General features: G+C 70.3%; 16 protein-coding genes. 11 read left to right on the forward strand and 5 right to left on the reverse strand.

Features of this window, described 5'->3' with window-relative positions:
• Nucleotides 1-20: 20 nt before the first annotated feature.
• The 8 genes from WMF14_RS02145 to WMF14_RS02180 all read left to right on the forward strand — a co-directional run bounded on the left by WMF14_RS02145 (nt 21) and on the right by WMF14_RS02180 (nt 10,313).
• The gene (locus tag WMF14_RS02145) at nt 21-1,724 is read left to right on the forward strand and encodes a serine/threonine protein kinase (RefSeq protein ID WP_437804131.1); all 1,704 of its coding nucleotides are present in this window, start codon (nt 21-23) and stop codon (nt 1,722-1,724) included.
• Nucleotides 1,721-2,728: a PEGA domain-containing protein gene (locus WMF14_RS02150; protein WP_437798526.1), complete on the forward strand. Its 1,008-nt coding sequence runs from the start codon at nt 1,721-1,723 to the stop codon at nt 2,726-2,728. Before WMF14_RS02145 ends, WMF14_RS02150 begins: the two co-directional genes overlap by 4 nt.
• Before the next feature lie 186 nt (nt 2,729-2,914).
• Nucleotides 2,915-3,865 (forward strand): hypothetical protein, encoded by a 951-nt coding sequence (locus WMF14_RS02155; protein ID WP_437798527.1) that lies wholly within the window; start codon nt 2,915-2,917, stop codon nt 3,863-3,865.
• 42 nt (nt 3,866-3,907) lie between these two features.
• Entirely contained in the window at nt 3,908-4,681 is a 774-nt protein-coding gene (locus WMF14_RS02160) for a thioesterase II family protein (RefSeq protein WP_437798528.1), read from the forward strand.
• A gap of 108 nt (nt 4,682-4,789) precedes the next feature.
• Complete coding sequence (locus WMF14_RS02165; protein ID WP_437798529.1) at nt 4,790-6,436, forward strand: fumarate hydratase; 1,647 nt, start codon at nt 4,790-4,792, stop codon at nt 6,434-6,436.
• A gap of 507 nt (nt 6,437-6,943) precedes the next feature.
• Nucleotides 6,944-7,141: a hypothetical protein gene (locus WMF14_RS02170; protein ID WP_272097471.1), complete on the forward strand. Its 198-nt coding sequence runs from the start codon at nt 6,944-6,946 to the stop codon at nt 7,139-7,141.
• A gap of 14 nt (nt 7,142-7,155) precedes the next feature.
• Nucleotides 7,156-8,082 carry an alpha/beta fold hydrolase gene (locus WMF14_RS02175; RefSeq protein ID WP_437798530.1) on the forward strand — a complete coding sequence of 309 codons (927 nt, stop codon included), beginning with the start codon at nt 7,156-7,158 and terminating at the stop codon, nt 8,080-8,082.
• 599 nt (nt 8,083-8,681) lie between these two features.
• On the forward strand, nt 8,682-10,313 hold the full coding sequence (locus WMF14_RS02180) for a protein kinase domain-containing protein (protein WP_437798531.1): 1,632 nt from the start codon (nt 8,682-8,684) through the stop codon (nt 10,311-10,313).
• Between the two features lie 47 nt (nt 10,314-10,360).
• Here the strand turns inward: WMF14_RS02180 and WMF14_RS02185 are convergent, their stop codons facing one another.
• Nucleotides 10,361-10,939, reverse strand: a complete 579-nt coding sequence (locus WMF14_RS02185) for a hypothetical protein (RefSeq protein WP_437798532.1) — start codon at nt 10,937-10,939, stop codon at nt 10,361-10,363.
• A gap of 111 nt (nt 10,940-11,050) precedes the next feature.
• The gene (treS, locus tag WMF14_RS02190; protein ID WP_437798533.1) at nt 11,051-14,443 is read right to left on the reverse strand and encodes a maltose alpha-D-glucosyltransferase; all 3,393 of its coding nucleotides are present in this window, start codon (nt 14,441-14,443) and stop codon (nt 11,051-11,053) included.
• A gap of 497 nt (nt 14,444-14,940) precedes the next feature.
• Here treS and WMF14_RS02195 point away from each other — a divergent pair, with 497 nt between their 5' ends.
• Together WMF14_RS02195 and WMF14_RS02200 are read left to right on the forward strand one after the other, a co-directional pair.
• Nucleotides 14,941-15,543, forward strand: coding sequence for a hypothetical protein (locus WMF14_RS02195; protein WP_012232997.1), 603 nt, complete (start codon nt 14,941-14,943; stop codon nt 15,541-15,543).
• 140 nt (nt 15,544-15,683) lie between these two features.
• Nucleotides 15,684-17,306: a serine/threonine-protein kinase gene (locus WMF14_RS02200; protein ID WP_437798534.1), complete on the forward strand. Its 1,623-nt coding sequence runs from the start codon at nt 15,684-15,686 to the stop codon at nt 17,304-17,306.
• A gap of 26 nt (nt 17,307-17,332) precedes the next feature.
• Here the strand turns inward: WMF14_RS02200 and gspC are convergent, their stop codons facing one another.
• The 3 genes from gspC to WMF14_RS02215 all read right to left on the reverse strand — a co-directional run bounded on the left by gspC (nt 17,333) and on the right by WMF14_RS02215 (nt 20,913).
• Entirely contained in the window at nt 17,333-18,301 is a 969-nt protein-coding gene (gspC, locus tag WMF14_RS02205) for a type II secretion system protein GspC (protein ID WP_272097477.1), read from the reverse strand.
• Nucleotides 18,302-18,634: 333 nt separating this feature from the next.
• Nucleotides 18,635-20,428 (reverse strand): cytochrome b N-terminal domain-containing protein, encoded by a 1,794-nt coding sequence (locus WMF14_RS02210; protein WP_437798535.1) that lies wholly within the window; start codon nt 20,426-20,428, stop codon nt 18,635-18,637.
• On the reverse strand, nt 20,425-20,913 hold the full coding sequence (locus WMF14_RS02215) for a ubiquinol-cytochrome c reductase iron-sulfur subunit (protein ID WP_272097479.1): 489 nt from the start codon (nt 20,911-20,913) through the stop codon (nt 20,425-20,427). The genes WMF14_RS02210 and WMF14_RS02215 overlap by 4 nt, the downstream gene beginning before the upstream one ends.
• A 337-nt stretch (nt 20,914-21,250) precedes the next feature.
• Here WMF14_RS02215 and WMF14_RS02220 point away from each other — a divergent pair, with 337 nt between their 5' ends.
• On the forward strand, nt 21,251-23,608 hold the full coding sequence (locus WMF14_RS02220; RefSeq protein ID WP_437798536.1) for an autotransporter assembly complex protein TamA: 2,358 nt from the start codon (nt 21,251-21,253) through the stop codon (nt 23,606-23,608).
• Nucleotides 23,609-23,623: the final 15 nt, after the last annotated feature.

Here is a 23,623-nt window from a genome sequence, read left to right on the forward strand (position 1 = left end):
ATCGATCCGGCACAGGTCGAATGAGCGCTCCCAGCGATCCCAACGGTTGGCGGAAATATCGCCCGATTGCCGAGATCGGCAGGGGAGGTATGGCCGACGTCTGCCTCGCGGTCGCCCAGGGTCCCGCGGGATTCAACAAGCTTGTCGTGCTGAAGCGGGTGCGCGCCGAGCTCGTGGAGGACGTCGACATCCTCGCCATGTTCCTCGACGAGGCGCGCCTCGCGGCCCGATTGAATCATCCGAACGTCGTGCAGACGCACGAGGTCGGGGACGAGGGGGCGCGCTTCTTCATCGCCATGGAGTACCTCGACGGCCAGCCGCTCGGCAGCGTTCGCTCCCGCATGGGGCACGACAAAGTCCCGCTGCCGCTCCAGGTGCGCGTCCTGTGCGACGCGCTCGCCGGGCTCCATTACGCGCACAATTTGCGCGATTTCGACGGGACGCCGATCCAGGTCGTCCACCGCGACGTGAGCCCGCAAAACATCTTCGTCACCTATGACGGCGTGATCAAGGTCGTCGACTTCGGGATCGCCAAGGCGGCCGACTCGCTGACCGAGACGCGCACCGGAATGCTCAAGGGAAAGGTGTCGTATATGTCGCCGGAGCAAGCGCGCGGAGAGCGCGTCGACCGGCGATCCGACGTCTTTTCGGTGGGTGTGATCCTCTGGGAGGCGATCGCCCGGAGGCGCATGTGGAAGGGCTTCAACGACCTCGCGATCCTCGGGCGGCTCGCCATCGGGGAGGTTCCGAGCCTCAGGGAAGAAGCGTCCAAGGTCGATGTCGACCCCGAGATCGAGCGGATCTGCCAGAAGGCGCTCGCGCCTGCGCTCGAAGGCCGCTACGCCACCGCGGCCGAGCTGCAGGCGGATCTCGAGCGCTGGCTGGTCGAGCGCCATCGGGGCATGACCGCGCGGGAAGCCGGCGAGATCGTCGCCAGCCAGTTCGCGGACGATCGGGCGCGGATCAAGCAGGTCGTGGAGGAGCAGCTGCGCGGCGTGCGCTGGACCGGGAGTTATCCGAGGGTCACGCTGACGCCCGATCTACCGAAGCTGGGCACCGGTCGGATGTCGACGACACCGACCATGACCGCGCCCGCGGCCATCAGCCATTCCTCGGACGCGACCTCGATGGTGCCCTCGGTGAGCGCGACCGAGGCGAAGGAGCGCGCCGCGCGCCCTAACCGCGCCATGTTCCTGGTCGCGGCCACCTTCGTCGCCATCGGGGGCACCGTGAGCGTCGGGGTCTTGCGCGCGCAGCCATGGCGGCTCGCCGCGGGCGATCACCGCCAGGCGCAGGTCGCCGCGCCGCCCGCGATGGAGCCCTCTCCGACGCAGGAGGAGGACATCCGCCTCGTCGTCCGCGTCTCGCCGGTCGACGCGAAGGTCTCCATCGACGGCTCCCCGACGTCGAGCGGCGCCTACGAGGGCCGCCTCGCCAGGGATGGCCGCGTGCACGTCATCCGCGTGGAGGCGCCGGGTTTCATCGCGCAGGAAGAGACGATCACGGCGAGCAACGATCTCTTCTTGAGCCTCGCGTTGAAGAGCGCTCCGGAAGCGCAGCCAGGGAGACTCGCCCCCACCGGTCGGGGCGCCCCGGCGGGCGCCGCCGCGGCGCCGCCTGCGTCCGCCGCGCCGCCGTCGAGCGCGCCTGCGCCGCTGTCGCCGCCGTCTGCCGAGCAGAAGCCGAAGCGGGGGATCGATCTGGAGAGCCCGTACGCCCGATGAAGACCCCGACAGCGCTCGCCCTCTGCGCCGCGATCGTGCTCAGCGCCCCGCTCGGCGCGCTCGCTCAGCCTGCCGGCAACAAGACCGAGGAAGCCGACGCTCGCTTCCGGCGAGGCGTCGAGCTCTACAACGAGGTTGATTATGGCGCTGCGCTCACCGAGTTTCGCCGCGCCTACGAGCTCGCGCCCGCGTATCAGGTGCTCTACAACATCGCGGGTACGTGTTATCAGCTCAAGGACTACGCCTGCGCGCTGCGCGCCTTCGAGAAGTACCTCGCCGACGGCGGCGCGCAGATCCCGGGCAGCCGGCGGGCCGAGGTGGAGCGGGACATCGCCGTCCTGCGGAGCCGCGTCGCGACGGTCGAGATCTCGACATCGGCGCCGGGCGTCGAGATCTCCGTGGACGGCATGCCGGTGGGCGAGACGCCCCTCCCTGAGCCCCTCCTGATGAGCGCCGGGCGCCGCCGCATCGTCGCCGAGGCGCCGGGCCGCCCGGCGGTGTTGCGGGTCGTCGATGTGGCCGGCGGCGATCACGTTCAGCTCAAGATCGAGCTCCCCGAAGCGCGGACCCGGCAGGGCCCCGGCGAGGGCGCGGGCGGCGCGCCGGCTCCGCCGCCGGCGCCGCCGAGCGCGTCGTTGATGGACCACCGCGCGCCTCGCCAGCAGCGGAGCGTGCCCCTGTTCCCCTGGCTCGCGACCGGCGCGCTGACCGTGGGCGCGGCCGCCACCGGCGTCCTCGCGCTCGGCGCCTCCGGCGACCTCGGCGCGGAGCTCGATCGGTATCCCGGCGACGCCCGCGCCATCGAGCGAGCGCGGGCGAGGAGCGAGGCGCTCGCGCTCACCACCGACCTGCTCGCGGGCGCCGCGGTGCTCGCCGGCGGCCTCTCGATCTACCTCACTGTCGCTGGTGCAGGCCCGGAGCGCGCCGACGCAGAGCGCGCGTCATCTCCTCCGGTGAGCCTCAAGATCGCGCCGGCGTCTCTCGAGCTCGCGGGCTCCTTCTAGACCGACGCAGAGCGTCGCAGGGTCGCGACGGTCAAAACGCTTGCATCCAGGGCGCTGGAGCTGCATTGATCCGGGCGATCGCCGCGGTCATGGGGGCCTCTCCCGTACGACGCCGCGGCGACGGTGCGACAAGGTGGTCAATCGCCCGCGCTGCCCGCGAGTTGAGAACGAGATGGGAGACACCAGGTGAGCACGACCAAAGCGTCTCTTGGGACCCTGTTCCTCATGCTCTCCCTGGCCGCGCCTGCGCTCGGGCAAGAGGCGGCGCCGCGGCAGCCCGTCACGGACAAGACGAAGGAGCGTTGGGCGAAGAGCCAGGGAGGCCGGTTCGGGTTCGAGATCGACGTCCTCAGCTCGTCTTACCAGCGGGAGATCGCGGCGGCGGGCGGCGAAGAGGCCTCCGTCGAGGAGTCGTCGCGGCTCGGCGTCGCCATCACCGCCGCCACCCAGTACAAGCTCTTCGCGGGTCTCCACCTCGACGCGGAGATCCCGTTCGTCTACGGCGACGTCTCGGGCCCCCAGTCGACAGACCTGTTCGGCAGGCCGTTCACGAGCAGCGCAGGATACAGCCAGTTCTTCATCGGCAATCCCACGTTCGGCCTCCATTACGCTGCCAACGCGCTGCCCGTCCTCGCGCTCTTCGGCGGCATGAGCTTGACGATCCCGCTCCACCCGCACCCGGGCACGGAGCTCGAGGTCGCGTCGGTGGCGAATTTCCCCGCGCGGGCTTACTTCGATGCGCAGCGCGTGCTGCTCGCGCACTGGGCCTTCCGGGCGCGCGTCGGGACCGAGATCAACGTCGGCAAGGTCCTGTTCCTCACCCACGATCTCGCGAGTCAGGTCTTCTTTCCGACCCGGGACGGGGAGGACACGAAGACCGTGATCGAGCAGGGCAACGAGATCGCGTTCCGCCCGTTCGGCAGCTTCGGCATCGGCGTGCGCCTCCAGGCGGCGTTCCCTCTCTCCTCGACCAACTCGGCCCAGCTGGCGGCGGAGCCGTTCGTCGACTGGGAGCCGCTCGTGAAGGGCTCCTTCACCCGCGTCGGCGCGCTGGTCGCGCTCGACGACGACCTCGGCTTCGGCCTCGATCAGGGGAAGGTCGCCACCATCCGCGTCGCCCTGGGCAGCAAATGGTAGGGAGCGAGCGCCGCAGGGGCGAGCTATGCTGAGCGCCCTGTGATGACGACGCCTAGCCCGAGCAGCGACCTCTGGGTCGGCGTGCCGCGGCCGAACCCTGCTGCCCGACTTCGCCTCTTCTGTGCGCCCTATGCGGGCGGCGGCTCCTCGATCTACAGCGCCTGGTGGCGCTCGCTCCCCGCGCACACGGAGCTCTGCGCGATCAAGCTCCCCGGCCGGGAGGCGCGCATGAGCGAGCCGCCATTCGAGCGCCTCACGCCGCTCGTCCAGGCCCTCGCCACCGCGCTCGAGCCATGGCTCACGAAGCCGTTCGCGCTGTATGGCCACAGCCTCGGCGCGCTCGTCTGCTTCGAGCTCGCCCGCGAGCTCCGCCGCCGGGGTGCGCCCCTGCCGCGCCACCTTCTCGTGTCGGGCCGGCGCCCGCCTCACCTTTCCGGCTCGGATCCGCTCCACGGCCTGCCCGAGCCCGCGTTTCTGGAGCGGATCCGCCGCATGGGGGGCACGCCCGACGAGGTGCTGCGCGAGCCGGAGCTCCTGGCGCTCTTCCTGCCCCTCCTGCGCGCGGATGTCGCGGTCAACGAGGCCGAGACGTTCGTCCCGGGAGCCCCGCTCGAGTGCTCGATCTCCGCGTTCGGAGGCCTCGACGACGAGCGCGCGGAGCGCGCCGAGCTCGAAGGCTGGCGCCATCACACGCGCGGGTCCTTCCGGGTCGAGATGTTCCCCGGCGGGCACTTCTTCCTGCGGAGCGCCCGGGAGCCCCTCCTGCGGTCGATCTCGGCCGTCCTCGACGACGTCGAGCGCGCGCTCCCCGCGTGACGACCGGCGCTGGGTGGGTGTTGAGCCCGGGGCGGGAGCCATGCAAAGAAGGAGGGACGCGCAGCCTCTCTGCCTCTCTGTCTCTCTGCTTCCCCGGAGACCCCAACGATGACCGATTTCCAGTACCAGGACATGCTCCCCCTCGGGCATGACGAGACCCCGTACCGCCTCGTCAGCCGCGACCATGTCTCGACCTTCGAGGCCGCCGGCTCGACGTTCCTCAAGGTCGAGCCGGAGGGGCTCACCCTGCTCGCGCGCGAGGCGATGCGCGACATCGCCCACCTCCTCCGGCCCGGTCACCTCGCGCAGCTCGCGCGGATCCTCGGCGATCCCGAGGCCTCCTCGAACGATCGCTTCGTCGCCCTCGAGCTCCTCAAGAACGCGAGCATCGCCGCGGGGGGCGTGCTCCCGTCGTGCCAGGACACCGGCACGGCCATCGTCATGGGCAAGAAGGGCCAGCTCGTCTTCACGGGGGGCGGCGACGAGGCGGCGATCGCGCGCGGCGTCTTCGAGACCTACCGCGCGCAGAACCTCCGTTATTCGCAGCTCGCGCCGCTCGACATGTACCGGGAGGTCAACACGAACGACAACCTCCCGGCGCAGATCGAGATCTTCGCGACGGACGGCGACGCCTACAAGCTCCTGTTCATGGCGAAGGGCGGCGGCTCCGCGAACAAGAGCTATCTTTACCAGGAGACCAAGGCGCTCCTGAACCCGGAGAGCCTGCTGTCCTTCCTCGAGGCGAAGATCCGCGCGCTCGGCACCGCGGCGTGCCCGCCGTACCACCTCGCCATCGTCGTCGGCGGCACGTCGGCCGAGTACACGCTCAAGGTCGCGAAGCTCGCCTCGGCGCGCTACCTCGACACGCTCCCGGCCGAGGGCAACGCGCGCGGCCGCGGCTTCCGCGACCGCGAGCTCGAGCAGAAGGTGCTCGAGCTCGCGCAGCGGACGGGGATCGGGGCGCAGTTCGGGGGCAAGTACTTCTGCCACGACGTGCGGGTCATCCGCCTGCCGCGCCACGGCGCCTCGTGCCCTGTCGGTATCGCCGTCTCCTGCTCTGCGGATCGTCAGGCGCTCGGCAAGATCACGCGCGAGGGCATCTTCCTCGAGCAGCTCGAGACCGATCCCGCGAAGTACATGCCCGACACGACCGACGCGGATCTCGAGGGCGAGGTCGTGAAGCTCGACCTCCGCCGTCCCATGCGCGAGATCCGCGCGGAGCTCTCGAAGTACCCCATCCGCACGCGGCTCTCGCTGAGCGGCCCGATGATCGTCGCGCGCGACATCGCGCACGCGAAGATCAAGGAGCGCCTCGACCGCGGCGACGGCATGCCGAGCTACCTGCAGGAGTTCATGGTCTACTACGCCGGCCCCGCGAAGACGCCCGCGGGCTACGCCTCCGGCTCGTTCGGGCCGACCACGGCCGGCCGGATGGACGCGTACGTCGACCTCTTCCAGGCGAACGGCGGCAGCTACGTCATGCTCGCCAAGGGCAACCGCTCGCCCGCGGTCACCGCGGCGTGCAAGAAGCACGGCGGCTTCTACCTGGGCTCGATCGGCGGCCCGGCCGCGCGCCTCGCGAAGGACTGCATCAAGAAGGTCGAGGTGCTCGAGTACCCCGAGCTCGGCATGGAAGCCGTCTGGAAGATCGAGGTCGAGGATTTCCCCGCCTTCATCGTGGTGGACGACAAGGGCAACGACTTCTTCGTCGACATCAACAAGCCGGCCGGCCGGAAGCTCGACGTCACGGGCTGACGTCCGGAGCCCGGGGATCGCGGCCGGGCAGCTCCCCTCGGCCTCCAGCGCCGGTGCGGCCGCGGGCCGGTCGCCCTCCTTCTCCACCCGTGCCAGACCTTCCAGGACCTGCGCAAACTCGGCGTCGGCGGCGCAGCAACAGCGAGGTTGACTGGCGACGACGTCCCCTCCGGATCGGCGTCGAGGACCCGATTCCATCCGCTCCTGATACGGCTCATCACCTGCTCCCCTGCTGCCGTCGCCCGGATCAGCGCGGGTGACCGAGGCAAATGGTCACATTCGAGGCGTCCTGGCTCCTGTTCAGCCCGGTATCGGCTCGGCGAGCGCTGATGGGGCCGCGGTCCGCGGGGGCACGGTCCATGCTTTGACCTCGTGCGGAAGGAGCTGAGCATGACAGTTCGACCTGATCGCGCGGTGTCTCATGGCCATGTCGACGCTGGGCACCACCGTTTCGAGGATCGGCACGGTGGTCCCGATGGAGCTCGCCATCACCTGGAGGAGGATCGTTTGGAGCGGCTTGTGCGCGCAGCGCAGGAGGTCGCTGGTCAAGCAGAGCGTCGAGAGCGCGAGAAGCGGAGCGACGCCGGCCAGGAGGCGAGGCCGGGCGACGGCGGCGTCAAGTCGCGGCCGGCGCCGAGGAATCCGAGCATCGCCGACCTCGAGCGCGCGGACAACGAGGGGATGCTGCCGCCGGGGGAGACGTGATGAGCGCACGCGCGATGAGCCTCGATGGGCTCGTCGATCGGCTGGTGCCGAGCGCGCTCCGCCCCGCGGAGCGCGCGCCCCTCGCCCCTGCGCTCGACGCGGAGGTACGGCACGTGGACACGTGGAGCGCGGGGCGCCTCGCCTATTACGTGGACACCCGCGCTGCCGGGCGCCCCGTGGTGCTCGTGCACGGGGTCGACGCCGCCGCCTCGTCCAGGGAGATGGCGCCCCTGTTCGATGCGCTCCGCGGCGAGCGGCCTGTCTACGCGCTCGATCTTCCCGGGTTCGGCCTCTCGGAGCGAGCGGACCGCGTGTACGATCGCGAGCTCTACCGCGCCGCGCTGCGCCGCTTCCTCACGGACGTGGTCCGCGCGCCGGGCGGCGCCGACGTCATCGCGCTCTCCCTCTCCTCCGAGTTCGCCGCTGCCGTCGCCTGCGAGGAGATGAGCATCGTTCACAGCCTCGTGCTCGTGTCCCCGACGGGGCTCGGCCGCGAGCCTCCCGGCGCGAGCGCCCTCTTCCGGGCTGTCTCGCGCGTCCCCTACGTCGCGGAGGCGCTCTTTCGCGTGCTGGCCGCGCCGCCCAGCATTCGCTGGTTCCTGAAGAAGAGCTTCGTCGGCGCGCCGGATCCGGGCCTCGTCGACTATGCCATCAGCGCGTCGAAGGAGCCTTTTGCCCACCGGGCCCCCCTCGCGTTCATCGCCGGTGACCTGTTCACGGACGACGCCCTCCAGCGCCTGTATGCGCGTCTGCCCGTCGCCACGCTGATCCTCCACGACCGTGACCCCTATTCGCGCTTCGACCGCCTCGGCGAGCTCACGCAGCAGAACGCGCGCGTGGAGGTCGCCCGCATCGCGCCGACGCTGGGTCTCCCGCATTTCGAGCAGCTCGACGCCACGCTCGATGCCGTGCGCAGGTTCTGGGCGCAGGACCCTTGGTAGATCTCCTCCACAGAACGACCAGGACAGCCTTGTAGAGAGCTCCGCGCAGGGCGGACGTCGATTTCCTGCGGAGCCCCCGGCGCCGCAGGGAAGCCGAGGTCGTCCGGCCTGCTCGGGAGCCGCCGCCCTCCAGGCCAAACATGTATGCGCCATTACTGATTGGCCCCGTCTCGGGCCAGCGGGCCTGTGTCCCGCTGGCCTTGTGCGACCCCGAGGAGGGTCTCGAGGATCGACCTGCGACACGCATCCAGTTTCACCGCTCGTGAAGCGCTTGGTGTACAATGGAGCGGTGACCGAACACCGGGTGACCCGACAGGGGCACCATGTGTGTGTGGTCACGTGCTTGCCGGTTCGACCGTGGCCATTTCGTTAGGGCCATGACATCCACAGCCTGGGCGGGGGTGTCCTGGCGCAGCAATCCGGCGATGGAGCGCTGCGCCAGAACGCTGCGATGTGCCATGGATGAGCCATGATGGATGGCCAGGCGATGGAGCAATGCGGCACGCGTCTCTACAGGGGGCGCGGATTGTTTCCAGGCGTAAAAGTCTTTGCAAACTCCAGGTCAACGGGCTAATTAAGCTCTTATAGCGGGGGATGTCGTGAATGCAGGCGGCCAAACCATCTCTTCGACCCAGCAAGCGAGCAACAGCTTGCTTGGTCGATACCGCCTGATTGCAAAATTAGGCCGTGGAGGGATGGCAGATGTGTTTCTGGCCGTCTCCCGCGGGCCCGGGTCGTTCAACAAGCTTGTCGTCGTGAAGTGTCTCCGCGTCGGGATGGCGGATGACCCGCGCTACGTCCTGATGTTCCTGGACGAGGCCAAGCTCTCCGCCCGGCTCAATCACCCCAACGTCGTTCAGACCTACGAGATCGGGGGCGAGAGCGGCGGGTACTTCATCGTGATGGAGTACCTCGAGGGCCAGCCGCTCAAGGACGTCGTGAGGGCGGTGGTGAGCGGCTGTCCTGGCGCCGCGAGCTTCACGCGGGGGGCGTGGGTCAGGACGATCGTCGAGGCGCTGCGCGGGCTGCACTACGCGCATGAGCTGGCGGACTTCGATGGCGGTCTGCTCGGCGTCGTGCACCGCGACGTCTCGCCGCACAACATCTTCATCACGTACGACGGAGCTGTGAAGATCGTTGATTTCGGTGTCGCGAAGGCGGCCCTCAACGATGCGCACACCGAGAGCGGAACCTTCAAGGGCAAGATGGCCTACGCCGCGCCCGAGCAGGCGATGGCGAGCGCCGACGTCGACCGGCGGGCCGATATCTTCGCCATCGGCATCGTGCTCTGGGAGCTCCTGGCGATGCGGCGGCTGTTCGATGGCGATCACGTCGCCGTGATGCACCAGCTGCTCACGCGGGACATCCCGCGGCTCTCCACCGTCGTGCCGGACATCGACCCGGCGCTCGATGAGATCGTGGCGAGGGCCCTCCAGCGGGATCCGGATCGGCGGTTCGCCACCGCGCAGGAGATGGGCGACGCGCTGGAGAGTTACCTGCGGGCCTCGGGCGGGGACGTCCGCACGGAGCAGCTCGGCGCGCACGTGCTCGAGATGTTCTCGGAGAGCAGGGCGCTCGTGCGCCAGCAGGTCACCGCGCAGTTCGAGTACCTGACCTCGCTGGACGTCGCGGGCGACATCCAGCGCGCCTCGATGGTCGGAGAGTTCCCCCGCGCCTCGATGGTCATGGGGATGAACCGCTCGATGTGGCCCTCCGCGACCGCGGCCGGTCTACCCCTCCTCAGCGATCAAAGCCACAGCATCCCCGCCAGCCATCATCACGAGCCCACGGCCGTCGACCCGGGCAGCCTGGGCGCGACGGTGGGGCGCGCCTCGTCCTGGCGGCAGCGTGGGTATCTCGCCTCTGCGCTCGGCGTGGTCGCGCTGCTCGCCGCGGGGGCCTTCGCGATGTTCCGCGATCGCTCGGTGGGGCCCGTCGCGTCGGAGCAGCCTGCTGCCGTGTCCACGGCTGCGGCGGCGCTCGAAGCGAGCCCGATGAAGGCCAAGGTCACGATCAAGAGCGAGCCCGCGGACGCGAACGTGAGCTGGAACGGGACCATGCTCGGCAAGACGCCCCTCAGCGTCGAGCTGCCTCAAGGGATGCAGGTCGTCGTGGTGTCCAGGGCCGGTTGGGTCGACGTGTCGATCTTCCTGCAGCTCTCCGCGTCCGACGTCGTCGAGCGCACCGTCGCGCTCCGGCGTCAGGACGTCAGCACGATACCGTCCAATTAGGGCTCCTCGTCTCCCTGTGAATTCCCCCGAAAAATTCGGGGGATACTTCAAGTGCCGGCCCTGAGGACCCGCATGGATGGCGCTGCCCTGCCCGCGAGGCGGCGGACTTCTCGACCGAGCCAGTCGAGGAAATCGTGGTTCCACGGAGGCCCGTCGGGCCAGCGTTCGCGTATGCGGTCGGCGAGCTCTAGATCCCATCTCCCGTAGAGATCCACGAGCGCGTCATGCGCCTTGCGGCCGGCCAGCGCTTCAGGGGCCCCGCGAGGCTCGCCTCCGTGCGCGAAGGCGTCGTCGCAAACATAGTAGTTGCACGTCGCCGCGCGCCGCTCGGGGGGGATGGTGCAGCCCTCATGACCATGGAAAGCGCACCTCTTGGGGAGCGCTCGGCCATCGCTGTCCTGGGGCTCGACCCGCAGGATGAGCAGGCCGCGCCGGCCCGGGCGCAGGTTGCCCGCGGCCATCTGCTCGAGCAGCCAGCCTGCGCCGCCGAGCGAGACGATTCGCCCGATGTCCGACCACTCGACCCCCGGCGGGCTGGCGCAGCAGCCCGTCGGGCCCTGCGGGCATGAGCCGCACAACGTCGAGTGCAGCCGCGTGTGCATGCCCGCGAGCTCAAGCCGGATCATCGCGCCACCAATGCTCCGAGAATAACGGCGCCTCCCGCTGCGTCCAGCGTCGCCGGCGCATCCAGAGGTCGGGAAAAGAGGAGAGGAAGAGTAGAGAGAGCCCGGAGCGACCTATGCTCTGGGCGTGATCAGGCGCTCCAGCCCGCGCAGCGGGATGTCCAGCCAGTCAGGTCGGTTGTTGAGCTCGTAGCCGACCTCGTAAATGCACTTCTCGAGCATGTAGAAGTCGATCAGGAGCGCCGCGTCCGCGTCGCTCGCGGGCACGTACGGCGCCGTCTCGTCGGCCCGCGGCTCGGCGGTCGCCTGAGCGCGCGCGACCGTCTCCATGTATCCCGCGAGGTAGCTCGCGGAGATCCACGCCACCCAGGCGTCGGTCCACGGCTTGAGGACGGCGACGTCCTCGGGCCGGAGGCGAGCGTCCCGGAGCGCCGAGGCGCCGGCGTAGTCGAACGAGCGCAGCATCCCGCCCACGTCCCGGAGCGGGCCACGCTTGTAGCGGCGCTCGCTCAGCGGTCTCGCCGGCTCCCCCTCGAAATCGATCAGGATGAAGTCGTCGCCCGTCGAGAGCACCTGGCCGAGGTGGAAGTCGCCGTGCGTCCGGATGCGGGGGATGTCGAACTTCCTCGACACGATCTGCTGGAGCTTCGCGTTGATCTCGGCCTCGCGCGGCAGCATCGCCGACACCTGCTCCCGCACGCTCTCGGGGAGCGAGCGCTCGCGCTTCCTCAGCAGCGCGAAGGTGCGCGCGAGCATGCCGTGCGCCGACTGGAAGATCGACTGCTGGTGCAGCGTCGTGAACGACTGCTGCCCGAACGCGGGGTCCTTGCTGTGCTTGCCGAGCGTGAGGTGGAGCTGCGCGGTGCGCTCGCCGAGCAGCCGCATCCTCACGATCTCGGTGCCCATCAGCTGGTTCACCACCGGGGGCGGCGCCGCGCGCGACGCGTCGACGAGCGTGCCGGGCGGCATCGGCGGCGCGCTCCCCTTCACCGACCCCTCGTCGGTGAGCACCCGCTCGAAGAAGCGGTTCAGCGCCTCGAGCGTGCTCGTCCACGCGTCGGTCTGGCTCCTCACGTACTCCTGGAGCATCGCCACCGTGGTCGCCTCGCGACCGCGGCCCTGGTACTCGATCACCCCGGCGAGCCGCGGCGTCGCGGGGAACTGCTCGTCCGTCAGGAACCTGCCGATCTCGAGCTCCGGGTTGATGCCCTCCTCGACCTGCCGGAAGATCTTGAGGAGCAGCTTGTCGCCGTAAATGATGGTCGTGTTGCTCTGCTCGCTCTCGGAGATGCGCGCCGGGAGCTCTCCCTCGCCGAGCGACTCGAGCGTCGTCCCGAGCGGCAGCGCATGGAGCTCGCCGGCCGTGCCCGTCGCGACGCCCCGCGCCCGGATCGCGGCGAGGATCAGCGCGGCGAACTCCGGGGTCGTCAGGGCGTCGTACAGGATCCCCTCCGGCGCTGCCGCGCTCTCCGGCTCGGGATCGCGGATCGTGACGTCCGCGATCACCGCGTGGCGCGTGCGCGTCGCGAGCGTCCGCGCGTAGTCGCCCGTGGCGAAGCCGATCGGCACGACATACGTGTCCGGCGAGCCGTCCGTGTACTCGACGCGCACGAGCAGGAGGTAGTGCTCCGCCGCGGTCTGCTCGCCGCGGAGGATCGGGATGACGTCCGCGAGGGTCGTGGCGCGCCGCGTGCGCGCCTTGCCGCGGAACCAGCGCCGCGCCGCGATGAACTTGCCGAGCGCCGGCTCGAGCACCCTGCGCCCCTCCGGGGAGAGGAGCGCCCGCCACGAGCCCTTCGTCGAGATCGCGGGCGCCGCCTCGGCGTCGCCGACGGACGTCGCCGGGGTCGCCGGCTCCAGCGCGAACCAGAAGAAGTCGTGCGGCCCGAGCGAGAGGGAGTAACCGCGGCTCGTGATCTCCGGGAAGCGGCTCCTGCCGAACAGCTCGACAGGCACCATGCCCTCGAAGCGCGCGAGGTCGAGCTCGACGTGCTGGGCGTACCGAGAGAGGTTCGCGACGATGAGGAGCCGCTCGTCCGCGTGCGCGCGGATGAACGCGAGCACCTTGCTGTTGTCCGGGTGCAGGAACTCGATCGTCCCGCGGCCGAGCACCTTGTTCTGCTTGCGAAGGGTGATGAGCCGCTTCATCCACCAGAGGAGCGAAGCAGGGTTCTGCTGCTGCGCCTCGACGTTGATCGCCTCGTAGTGGTACTCGGGATCGATGATGATCGGCAGATAGAGCTTCTGCGGGTTCGCCCTGGAGAATCCGGCGTTCCGATCGGCGCTCCACTGCATCGGCGTGCGCACCCCGTCGCGATCGCCGAGATAGATGTTGTCGCCCATCCCGATCTCGTCGCCGTAGTAGAGGACGGGGGTCCCCGGCAGCGAGAAGAGCAGCGCGTTCATCAGCTCGATCCTGCGCCGCGTCTTCATGAGCGGGGCGAGCCGCCGGCGGATGCCCAGGTTGATCCGCGCCGTGTGCTCCTGCGCGTAGACGCGGTACATGTAGTCCCGGTCCTCGTCGGTCACCATCTCGAGCGTCAGCTCGTCGTGGTTCCGGAGGAACGTCGCCCACTGACAGCTCTCGTGGACCACGGGCGTCTGCTTCAGGATGTTGACGATCGGGAAGCTGTCCTCGAGCTCGACCGCCATGAACATCCTGGGCATGAGCGGGAAGTGGAAGTTCATGTGGCACTCGTCGCCGCTCCCGAAGTACGCCGCGGCGTCGGCGGGCCACTGGTTGGCCTCCGCGAGGAGCATGCGATCGGCGAAGTTCGCGTCGATGTGGCGCCTGAGCTTCCGCAAGAACTCGTGCGTCTCCGGCAGGTTCTCGCAGTTCGTCCCTTCGCGCTCGTAGAGGTACGGCACGGCGTCGAGCCGGAGCCCGTCGACGCCCATCTCCAGCCAGAAGTCGACCACCTTGAAGACGGCGGCGTGGACGTCCGGGTTCTCGAAGTTGAGGTCGGGCTGATGGGAGTAGAAGCGGTGCCAGTAATAGGCGTTGGCGACCGGATCCCAGGCCCAGTTCGATGTCTCGAAGTCCTTGAAGATGATCCGGGCGTCCTTGTAGCGGTGCGGGGTGTCGCTCCACACGTAGAAGTCGCGCCAGCGCGAGCCCTTGGGCGAGGTCCGCGCCCGCTGGAACCACTCATGCTCGTTCGAGGTGTGGTTCAGGACGAGCTCGGTGATGACGCGGATGTCGCGGCGGTGCGCCTCGCGCAGGAGGCGGGCGAACTCGCGCCGGGTCCCGTAAGACGGGTTGATGTTGGCGTAGTCCGCGATGTCGTATCCGCCGTCGCGCAGCGGCGAGGGGTAGAAGGGCAGGAGCCAGATCGCGGTGACGCCGAGATCTTGGAGGTAATCGAGCTTGTCGACGAGCCCCTCGAAGTCGCCGATGCCGTCCGCGTTCGAGTCGCTGAACGCGCGGACATGGACCTCGTAGATGATAGCGTCCTTGTACCAGAGGGCGCTGCCTTCGACGGGAGGGGGCTTTTGATCCTGGCTCATGGCTGCTCCGGCGATGCGCGTAGTCCGCGCGACGACGCCGGGCGCACAGGATGCAGCGGATCGGGCCCTGTGCGGCGTGAGCACGCCGCCCGGGCCAGAGGTGGCCAGGAGGCAAGGCACGCTGCGGAGTCCGCCACTGGGCGCGCGCTGCCGTCCCCGCGCGGGTGACGCGGATCACGTGTATAGTTTAACTACTCGGGATTGCAAGACCACGCGTGCCCGACTTCGGTAGCACGCCGTGCGCGCGGCGCAAAGCGGCGCGGTTGCGTTTCGCTTGCATCCGTCTGCACTCTGCTTGCTACCGCTTGCAACCGTTCGCATCCGCTTGCAACCGCTCCCACCCGGTTTCCTCCGTTTCCGCAGGGTTTGCACCCGGCGCACTGTCGAGATCGCTGCTTCGTGAGCTCGACCCACACGTCGAACCGCAGCCGGTGTAAGAAGCGCTGGCACCTCGTTCTGCGATCGGGCGAGCTCATGCCCATCGAAGGAGCATTCTCATGATGCGTGTCTTCCACGTACTCCCGCTCTCCCTCGCCGCGCTCGGAGCGCTCGCGTGCTCGTCGACCCCCGAGCCGACGATCGACCCGAACAACCCGTGCCCTCCGGGCCAGTGGTGCGCCTCCGCCGTGCCGACCACGCCGGCGACGGCGGTGCCCACGCCCACCACCACCGCCGCGCCCGCGGGCTCCGCCGCCACGCCGATCCCGCCGGTCGCCGCGGTGGCCGCGACGCCGATCCTGCAGGGGATGGGCACGACGGAGGCCCCGGGGATGAAGCCGGACGGCGGGCCGTTCGCGGGGCAGTTCCAGGAGGGCCAGGCGCTCGAGCAGCAGATCAACATCTCGCCCGGCAAGTGCTACACGGTCGTCGGCATCGGCCTCGGGGTCCAGGAGCTCGACATCCAGCTCGTCTCGCAGCCCGCGCCCGCGCTGCCGCCCGTCGTGCTCGCGCAGGACAGCACCACCGGCGCCGCGGCGACGCTCGGCGGCAAGGCCTCCGGCTGCTGGAAGAACCCCCTGCCGATCGGCGGCCCGGGCAAGGTGATCCTCAAGGCGACGAAGGGCGCGGGGATCGCGGCCGCGCAGGTCTTCATCAAGTAACGCTCCCCCCGCGCGGGCTGGCCGCGTCCGCCCGTACTCCAAGGAGCGCCGCCGCGCGCATGCCGAGAGGCGTGCGCCTCGCGCGCGACTCTTCTATTCCCGCGGCCTGCGTCCTCCCCTAGAGCAGAACGGATGAGGCCGTGGGCCTCGCGCGCGACACCATGAGCGAGACCGTCTTCCTCGGCCCCGACGCCAGCAAGACCTGCGGGAGGTCGCGCTGGGAGTGGCTGTCGCCGCGCCTCCCCCCGGACCTCGAGCAGGAGGCGACGAGGCGCGTCGCGTGGATGGCGCTCTGCACGATCGTGGCGGGCGCCCTCGGCTTCCTCGTGTCGGAGCTCATCCCGGGCCTCGAGCTCGGCCCTTACCCGATCCGCGTCGCGGTCTTCCTGCCGTTCATGCTGGTCTCGGCCGCGCTCTTCGTCATCGCGCGGAGGGGGCTCCTGTCGCCGCCGCGGATCGTCGATCTCTCGTTCGCCTACAAGATCCTGGGCGCCGCGTCGATCTCGGTCGTCACCAACGCGCAGCCGTGGCCGGAGGGGCCGATGTTGCCGGGATGGCCGCCGGTGGCCCTCTGGGTGCTCATGTTCCCCATCATCGTCCCCGCCCCGAGCGTGCGCACGCTGTTCACCTCGACGCTGGCGATCCTCACCGATCCGGCGTGCCTCTGGGTGCTCGTCCGCTCGGGCTTCATGGAGTCGCCCTCGCGCGAGGCGATGTTCCGCCGGTTCTTCCCGAGCGTCATCGCGCTCGCGCTCTCCGTCCTCGTGTCGCGCGTCGTCTTCGGGCTCGGGCGCAAGCTCGACGCGGCGCGGGAGCTCGGCAGCTACCGGCTCGTCGAGCGGCTCGGCGGCGGCGGCATGGGCGAGGTGTGGCGGGCGAAGCACCGGATGCTCGCCCGCCCCGCGGCCGTGAAGCTGATCCGGCCCGAGGCGTTCCAGGGCGAGCCGTCGAGCAACGGCAACGCGAAGGCGCGGTTCGAGCGCGAGGCGCAGGCGACCGCCGCGCTCCGATCGCCGCACACGATCGGCATCTTCGACTTCGGCGTCGCCCGCGACGGGTCGTTCTACTACGTGATGGAGCTGCTCGACGGCATGGACCTCGACACCCTCGTCAAGCTGGACGGCCCGCAGCCGCCCGCGCGCGTCGTCCACTTGCTCCGGCAGGCCTGTCACTCGCTCCACGAGGCGCACAGGGCCTTCTTCGTGCACCGGGACATCAAGCCCGCCAACCTCTTCCTGTGCCGCTACGGCGCAGATCTCGATTTCTTGAAGGTGCTCGATTTCGGGCTGGTGGCCCAGCGCAAGAAGGACGCGGACCCCTCCAAGCTGACCGCGGACAACGCGATCACCGGCACGCCCGCGTTCATGGCCCCGGAGGTGGTGCTTGGCGACCGCCCCATCGACGGCCGGACCGACATCTACGCGCTCGGGTGCGTCGCCTACTGGCTGCTCACGGGCGCCCTCGTGTTCGAGGCCGAGACGTCGATGAAGACGATGTTGCTCCACGCGACGGAGGCGCCCGTCGCGCCTTCGAAGCGCGCGGCGCGCGCGATCCCGCCCGCGCTCGATCGCATCGTGCTCGACTGCCTCGAGAAGGATCCCGCGCGGCGGCCGCAGTCGGCGCGCGAGCTGTCCGAGCGGCTCGCCGCGCTCCACATGGACGCCGACTGGACCGAGCAGCACGCGGCGGCGTGGTGGGAGACGGTCGCGCCGCCGTCGCTCTCGGGCCAGGCGGCCAGGGCGGCCGTCGACGCCTTCGGCTGAGCTCCGCGCGCGCCCGGTGCAGGTCCTCAGCGGATGTTGAAGTCGACCGTCATCAGCTGTCCGCCGCGCTCGATCGCGACGGACAGGCGGTTCGCGGTCCGGAGCCGCGCGTAGGCCTCCAGCGCCTTCTGGGGATCGGTGACGTCGAAGCCGTTGATCGACCTCAGGGTATCTCCGCTCTCCAGCCCGAGCGTCTCCAGCAGCGAGCCTCGCCTGATCCTGAGCTTCAGCCCGACGACCTGGTCACCTCGCCGCTCCGGGATCACCCGGGCGGAGCGCATGAGGAGCGCCTGCTGCTCGAGGATCTGATCGACCGCCGCGCGGTCGACGTTGAACTCCGTGGCGCTCACCCGCCGGATGCGGGCGGCGATCTCCGGCGGGATCGCGTTCAGGTTGTCGTTGCTCCCGACCGGCCTCGCCTGAGGCCGGGGCTGCGGCGCGGGCGCCTCCTCGCGCGCGCCCTTCCCGAGCTTGCCGGCCTTGCCGAGCTGCATCTGGCAGCGCGCGCCGCCCGCGGTGATCCACACGCGGTCCCACGCGATGCGCGTGAGCGTGCCTCCCGCCGCGTCGCCGCCGAGCCGGCGGAGCTGCGTCTGCCCGTCGGGCCCCTCGATGGCCGCGAACGACCACGCGGCGTCCTGCGACGCCGCGATGAGCACCACGCGTCCGGCGTCGCAGGTCGGATCGCTCCACGGATCGCCGTGCGCCACGGGCGCGCGCTCCTCGGGAGCGCCGCCCGGGGGCGGGAGGAGCGGCCCCGTGGCCGAGTCGAAGGGGTTGCGCTGCAGGATCGCCTCGGCGCTCGTCGCGTGGAGGCCGTCGCGCAGCGCGCGGTGAGGCGCAGGGGGCGTGGAAGAGAGCCTGGCGGCTCTGTCCGGGATGATCGTCTTCCCGAGCAGGTGAGACACCCCCGACGCCTGGAAGTAGGCGGCGGACGCGATCATCGTGCCCGCGATCCACAGGAAGTGGTGCTTTACAGCCGCATCCAGGTCCACGGGTCCTGCTCTTTCTGGGGCTCGATCGCCGCCCGCGCTCGAGGCGGGCGCCGCGCGCACGCCGGCGTGGAGGCGACCGTGCACAATGTCGCCACCGACCCTCCCTCTCGGGACGCGCAGCACCGCGCGTGCCGGCCCGTCGCGCCCGCGCGCGCACCTGGCAGATCGCGCGCCCCGCGCGAGCGCCTGTCGGATCGCGCGCCTTGACCCGAACGGATCGGCGCGCGTCCACGAGCCGCGCGAGCGCCGAGCGCGCGCCGCGGCGCTCATCGAGACGAGAGGGTGATCGGGAGGAGGAGAGCGGGGGGCAGCGAGCGCCGGCGGGCGGCTCGCTCAGGGCTTCTTGTCGGGCGCCTTGGCGGCGACCGTCGTCCCGGACTCACCGCGGCCGCGGCGGTAGACCCAGGCGGCGAGGACCTTCCGGTCGCTCGCGGAGAGCTTCTCCTCGAACGCCGGCATGTGGCCTTCCAGATCCTTCGCCATGGCCGCGGGCGGGTAGGCCTTGCCGCTGCCGGGGTTCGTGATCTGCGCCTCGATCCACGCGACCGATGCCCAGCCGCGGAGCTCGGGGGCGGCCGACTCCTCGTCGTCGGTCTTGCCGTCGAGCCGGTGGCAGCTCGTGCACCGCTGCCGGACCATCTTCTCTCCGGGCGTCCCGGCGCCGGGCTCCCCGCGCGCCTGCCCCTCGAGGAACGCGGCGATCGTCTCCTGGTCGGCCGCGCTCATCGGCGTGAACACCTTCGCCGCCTCGGGATCCGCGGGCGGCTTCACCGCCGACGGCATCATCTCCTTGAACGCCGTCTTGCCGAAGAGATGGTCGGCGTCGGGATCCTTGAGCACCTCGAGCGCCCAGGCCTTCGTCCCGAACCCCGTGAGATCCGGCGCCGTCTGCTTCTCCTTGGGCGGGCCGAGATCGTTCAGCCGGTGGCAGCTCGCGCACTCCTTCTTGTAGAGGTCCTCGCCGCGCGTCTCCGGGTCGTTCCGGAGCATCGCGAGCGCGCCCTCGGGCGGGACGCCTTGCTTGAACAGCGCCACCGCCCGCGCGGTCCGCGCGGCGCTCTGCGCCTCCGAGCGCTGGAAGGCCTCGTCCTTCGCGTCCTTCACGAGCGACTTCCCCAGCAGGCCGACGGCCCCGAGGCCGATCAAGAACAGCGGCGCGAGCGCCGGCAGCCGCGCGCGGAGCGGGCCGGGCTTCCTGTCGATGAACGGGAGCAGGGCGAGGTACAGCCCGACGACCCCCGGCAGGCCGACGGTCGCGATGAGCTCCAGCGAGCCAGGGAAGAACTTGCGCAGCTCGAAGAGCGGGCGGAAGTACCACGCGGGGCGGGCGTTGTAGTCGCTGACGGGATCCGCGGGCGCCTCGAGCGGGGCGCCGTGCTCCATGGCCGCGAGATCGAACACGACGACGAGCACGAGCGCCACGGCGAGCAGGATCAGGCCGAGCTGCTTCGGGTAGAACCGATCCGCCTTGCCGAGGTCGGCGCCGTGCGGCGCGCCGAAGCCGTGCCTGCGGAACTGCGCGAAGCTCGCGGCGAGCAGCAAGGCCATGACCGCCGGCAGCACGAAGACGTGCAGGCCGTAGAGCCGCGTCAGCGTCAGGTGGCCGAGCGAGCTCCCGCCGATGACGAGCTGCTGCGTGAACGACCCGACCACGGGGACCGAGCCCATGATGCCGGTCTCGACGCGCGCGCCCCAGTAGCCGTCCTGGTCCCACGGGAGCGGGTTGCCCGTGAAGGCGAAGCCGAGGATCACGCCGAGCAGGCCGAGGGTCAGGAACCAGCCGATCTCGCGCGGCGCGCGGTACACCCCGTGGAGCGCGATCCGCGCCACGTGGATCGCGAGCAGGACGACGAGCGCCTGCGCTCCGAAGTAGTGGAGGCCTCGGATGAGCCACCCGGCGCGCAGGGTGAAGTTGATGTGCGCGACGCTGGCCCACGCCGTCGTCGCGCTCGGGGCGTAGGCCGACATGAGCAGCGCGCCCGTGACGGCCTCGATGAGCAGCAGCAGCGCGAGCGCGCCTCCCCACACGTAACCGATGCGCGCGCCGCCAGGGATGGGCTCGTCGAGGAACCGGCGCAGCGGCTCGCGGTGCCCTATGCGCTCGTTCAGCCAGTCGCCGAGGCTCATCCTGCGATCTCCTGGAGCTCGGCGACCCCGTCACGGTAGCGCCGGAAGTCCACCTCGAGCCAGCCGTCGACGACCCTCGTCGCCAGCGGATCCATGGCGCGCGGGGACGGCCCCGTCTCGGGCGCGCCCGACAGGCCGAAGCGTGACGCGTGACACGGGCAGTTGAAGCTCTTCTTGTCGTCGTTGAGCTCGATCCCGCAGCCGAGGTGCGGGCACGTGGCGCTCATCGCGCGGATCTTCTCGCCCTCCCGGATGACCCAGATCGCGCCGAGCATCTGGTCCTTCGCGACCGTGAAGGCGTCGCGCTCCTCGCCGATCACCTTGAGCCGCCGCGGCTCGCCCGGCGGGAGGTCCGCGAGGCGCCCGACCCGGACCCAGCGCTCGCGCCCGCCTGCGGCGCCGGCGCTGCCTGCGGCGGGGGCCGCGATGAAGCTCGCCGCCGGTACGGCGATCGCGCCGGCGCACGCCAGACCGCCGATCGCCACGAGCGCCTTCAGGGCGCCACGCCGCTCCTCGGGGGCGGGGCCCGCGGACGGCGCGCCGGCGCCCGCTAGCACCCCATGAGGCCCAGGTTCGTGCGGCAATCCATGTCCCAGGTACCCACCGGCACCAGGTTCCTTTTGCGTCGGCTCTGCCATCTCGTAGGCTCTCCCTCGCTCGCGCCGCTCTCCGAATGCCGCCCAGACTGGAGCGGGCCCTCGGCGGCCGAAGCGGACGCAGCATATCGAAAACACAGGCGTAACGTTGAATCCTCGCCATCGCGCACATCGGGGCGATTGCGTTTCGGCCGGCACAGCCGAAAGTTCTCCTTCAGTTGTCCCGATGCCTCGCCCCATCGCCGCAGCGCTCGTGATGTTCGCCGTGTTCGGGGCCTCCGCCTGTGCCGCTTCGCGTCAACCGCCGCCGTGTACGCGTCCCGACCTCAGCGGGTGCGCCATCGAGGACGTCTCGTTCGAGGGCGACGAGGTGATCAGCGGCGACGAGCTCGCCGCGCGGATCGCGACGGCCGAGAGCTCGCGCCTCCTCGCCGGCGCGCTCGAGCCCGTGCCGATCCTGAGCATCTGGGACGCGCTCACGGTCGAGTACGAGCGGTTCGACCGGTTCGTCCTCGAGCGGGACCTGGCCCGCATCGAGCGGTACTACCGCGCGCGCGGCTTCTACGGCGCGCGGGTGCGGGCGGCGCGGGTGCAGCGCTTCGGCGGCCCCGGCAAGGAGGGGCGCGTGCGGGTGCGCATCGTCGTCTCCGAGGGCGCGCCCGTGAAGATCGCGTCGGTGGATCTCGCGTGGCGGGACTGGACCCTGGAGAAGGGCAGGGACATCGACCGGCCGGTGACCGAGGCGAAGGGCGAGCTCAAGGTCGGCGAGCGCATGGACGAGGCTCGGTACGACGAGCTCAAGAAGCGCCTGGTCCGGGTCCTCACCGATCGCGGCTTCGCCTACGCGAACGTGGAGGGGCACGTCGACGTCGACCTCGTGAAGAACGAGGCGCGGATCCGCTACACGATCGAGCTCGGCCCCGAGTGCAGGTTCGGCAAGGTCAAGCTGGAGGGGCTCGGCGAGCTGCCCGAGGCGCCCGTCAGGACCGCGATCGGCATCGAGGAGGGCGAGCGCTTCTCGACCGCGGAGCTGGCGGATGCGGAGCAGGCGCTCGCCGACTTCGGCGTGTTCGGCGCGGTCGCCGTGAAGCCCGAGCTCGCGCCGCCCGGACAGCCCAGGAACCCGGTCGTCCCCGTGACGTTCTCCGTGCAGCCGTCCGCGCTGCGCGCCGTGAGGCTCGGCGGAGGCGCCGAGGTCGGCTCGCGCGTCGAGGCGCACCTCGTCGCCGGGTGGGAGGATCGCAACTTCCTCGGGGGGCTGCGCCGCTTCAGCGTCGAGGCCCGGCCGGGCCTCGTCTTTTATCCGGTGGAGTTCTCGAACCTGTTCGGCAAGGAGCTCGGGGACACGTTCCGCCTCCTGCCGGAGATCCAGCTCCGGTCCGAGCTCCGCCAGCCCGGGGCGATCGAGCGGCGCACGGCCGCGGTGCTGCGCGGCTCGTTCAAGCTCTACTGCCCCCAGACAGGGGAGTTCTGCACCAAGCCGGACAAGCAGGGCGGCGAGGGGGAGTCAGGAGCTGCACCAAGTCCTGCCCAGGAGGCTCCGGAGCACGCGATCGTCGGCTACCGCGAGTACGTCGGGTCCATCGGCGTCGAGCGGCCCTTCCTGAAATCGGACCTGAACGCGGCCCTCCTCTACAACGTCCAGCTGAACAGTCCGTTCACCTACAATTCGGCGCGGCTGCCCTCCGGGTTCGGGACCCTCTTCATCCCTTACCTCCAGGCGCAGGTGTCCTATGACCGCCGCCTGAACCAGGCGGGGAAGCCCGACAGGGTCACGCCCCATCACGGCTATTACATCGCGCTGGACACGCAGCTGGCCGGCTACCTGGGGTTCGATACCGCGATCGCGGAGGCCCTGGTCGGCGAGAAGGCGCAGGACGAGCGGGACAAGCGGTTTCACTCCGCGCACGACATCCGCCTTCAGCCCGAGTTTCGCGCCTACTTCCCTGTTTCGAGGAGATGGACCCTGGGTTTCCGCTTGATGACCGGGTGGCTCTTCACGGGCGACTACGGCGACGCCTCCGTGGATCCTGCCCAGTGCGACGCCCTCGCCGGCGTGGACAGGGACCGTTGCCGGAGAGACGTGGGGGCCGACCTTCAGCTGATGCAGTTCCGTGGGTTCTTCAGCGGAGGCGCGACCAGCAACCGCGGATACGGGTACAACGAGGTCGGCCCGCACGCCCGCGTGCCGAGCCTGACAGCCGGCGGCAGCGCCGACGAGGAGGCCCCGCTGGTCCCCATCGGAGGCCGTCTGCTGTGGGAGACGAGCCTGGAGCTGCGGATACCGCTCGGCGAGAGCTTCGGTACGGTGATCTTCGCCGACGCCGGCGATGTCACCCGGGAGCACCGGCTGTTCCGCTCGGGAGCGCAGCGCCTGCACCTCTCGGCGGGCTTCGGGCTGCGCTACGTCACGCCGGTCGGACCGCTGCGCTTCGACGTCGGCTACCGCATCCCCTGCTTGCAGGTGCTCGGTGTCTGCAATGAGACAGAAGCCGCAGGCTGGCCCGAGGACGAGCGGCACCCGGGCAAGCTGTTCGATGTGCTGCCCATCGCCGTGAACCTGGCGATCGGCGAAGCGTTCTGACGTGCGGTGACCGTC

The sequence above is a fragment of the Sorangium sp. So ce693 genome (assembly GCF_051521375.1).
Classification (GTDB): domain Bacteria; phylum Myxococcota_A; class Polyangia; order Polyangiales; family Polyangiaceae; genus Sorangium; species Sorangium atrum.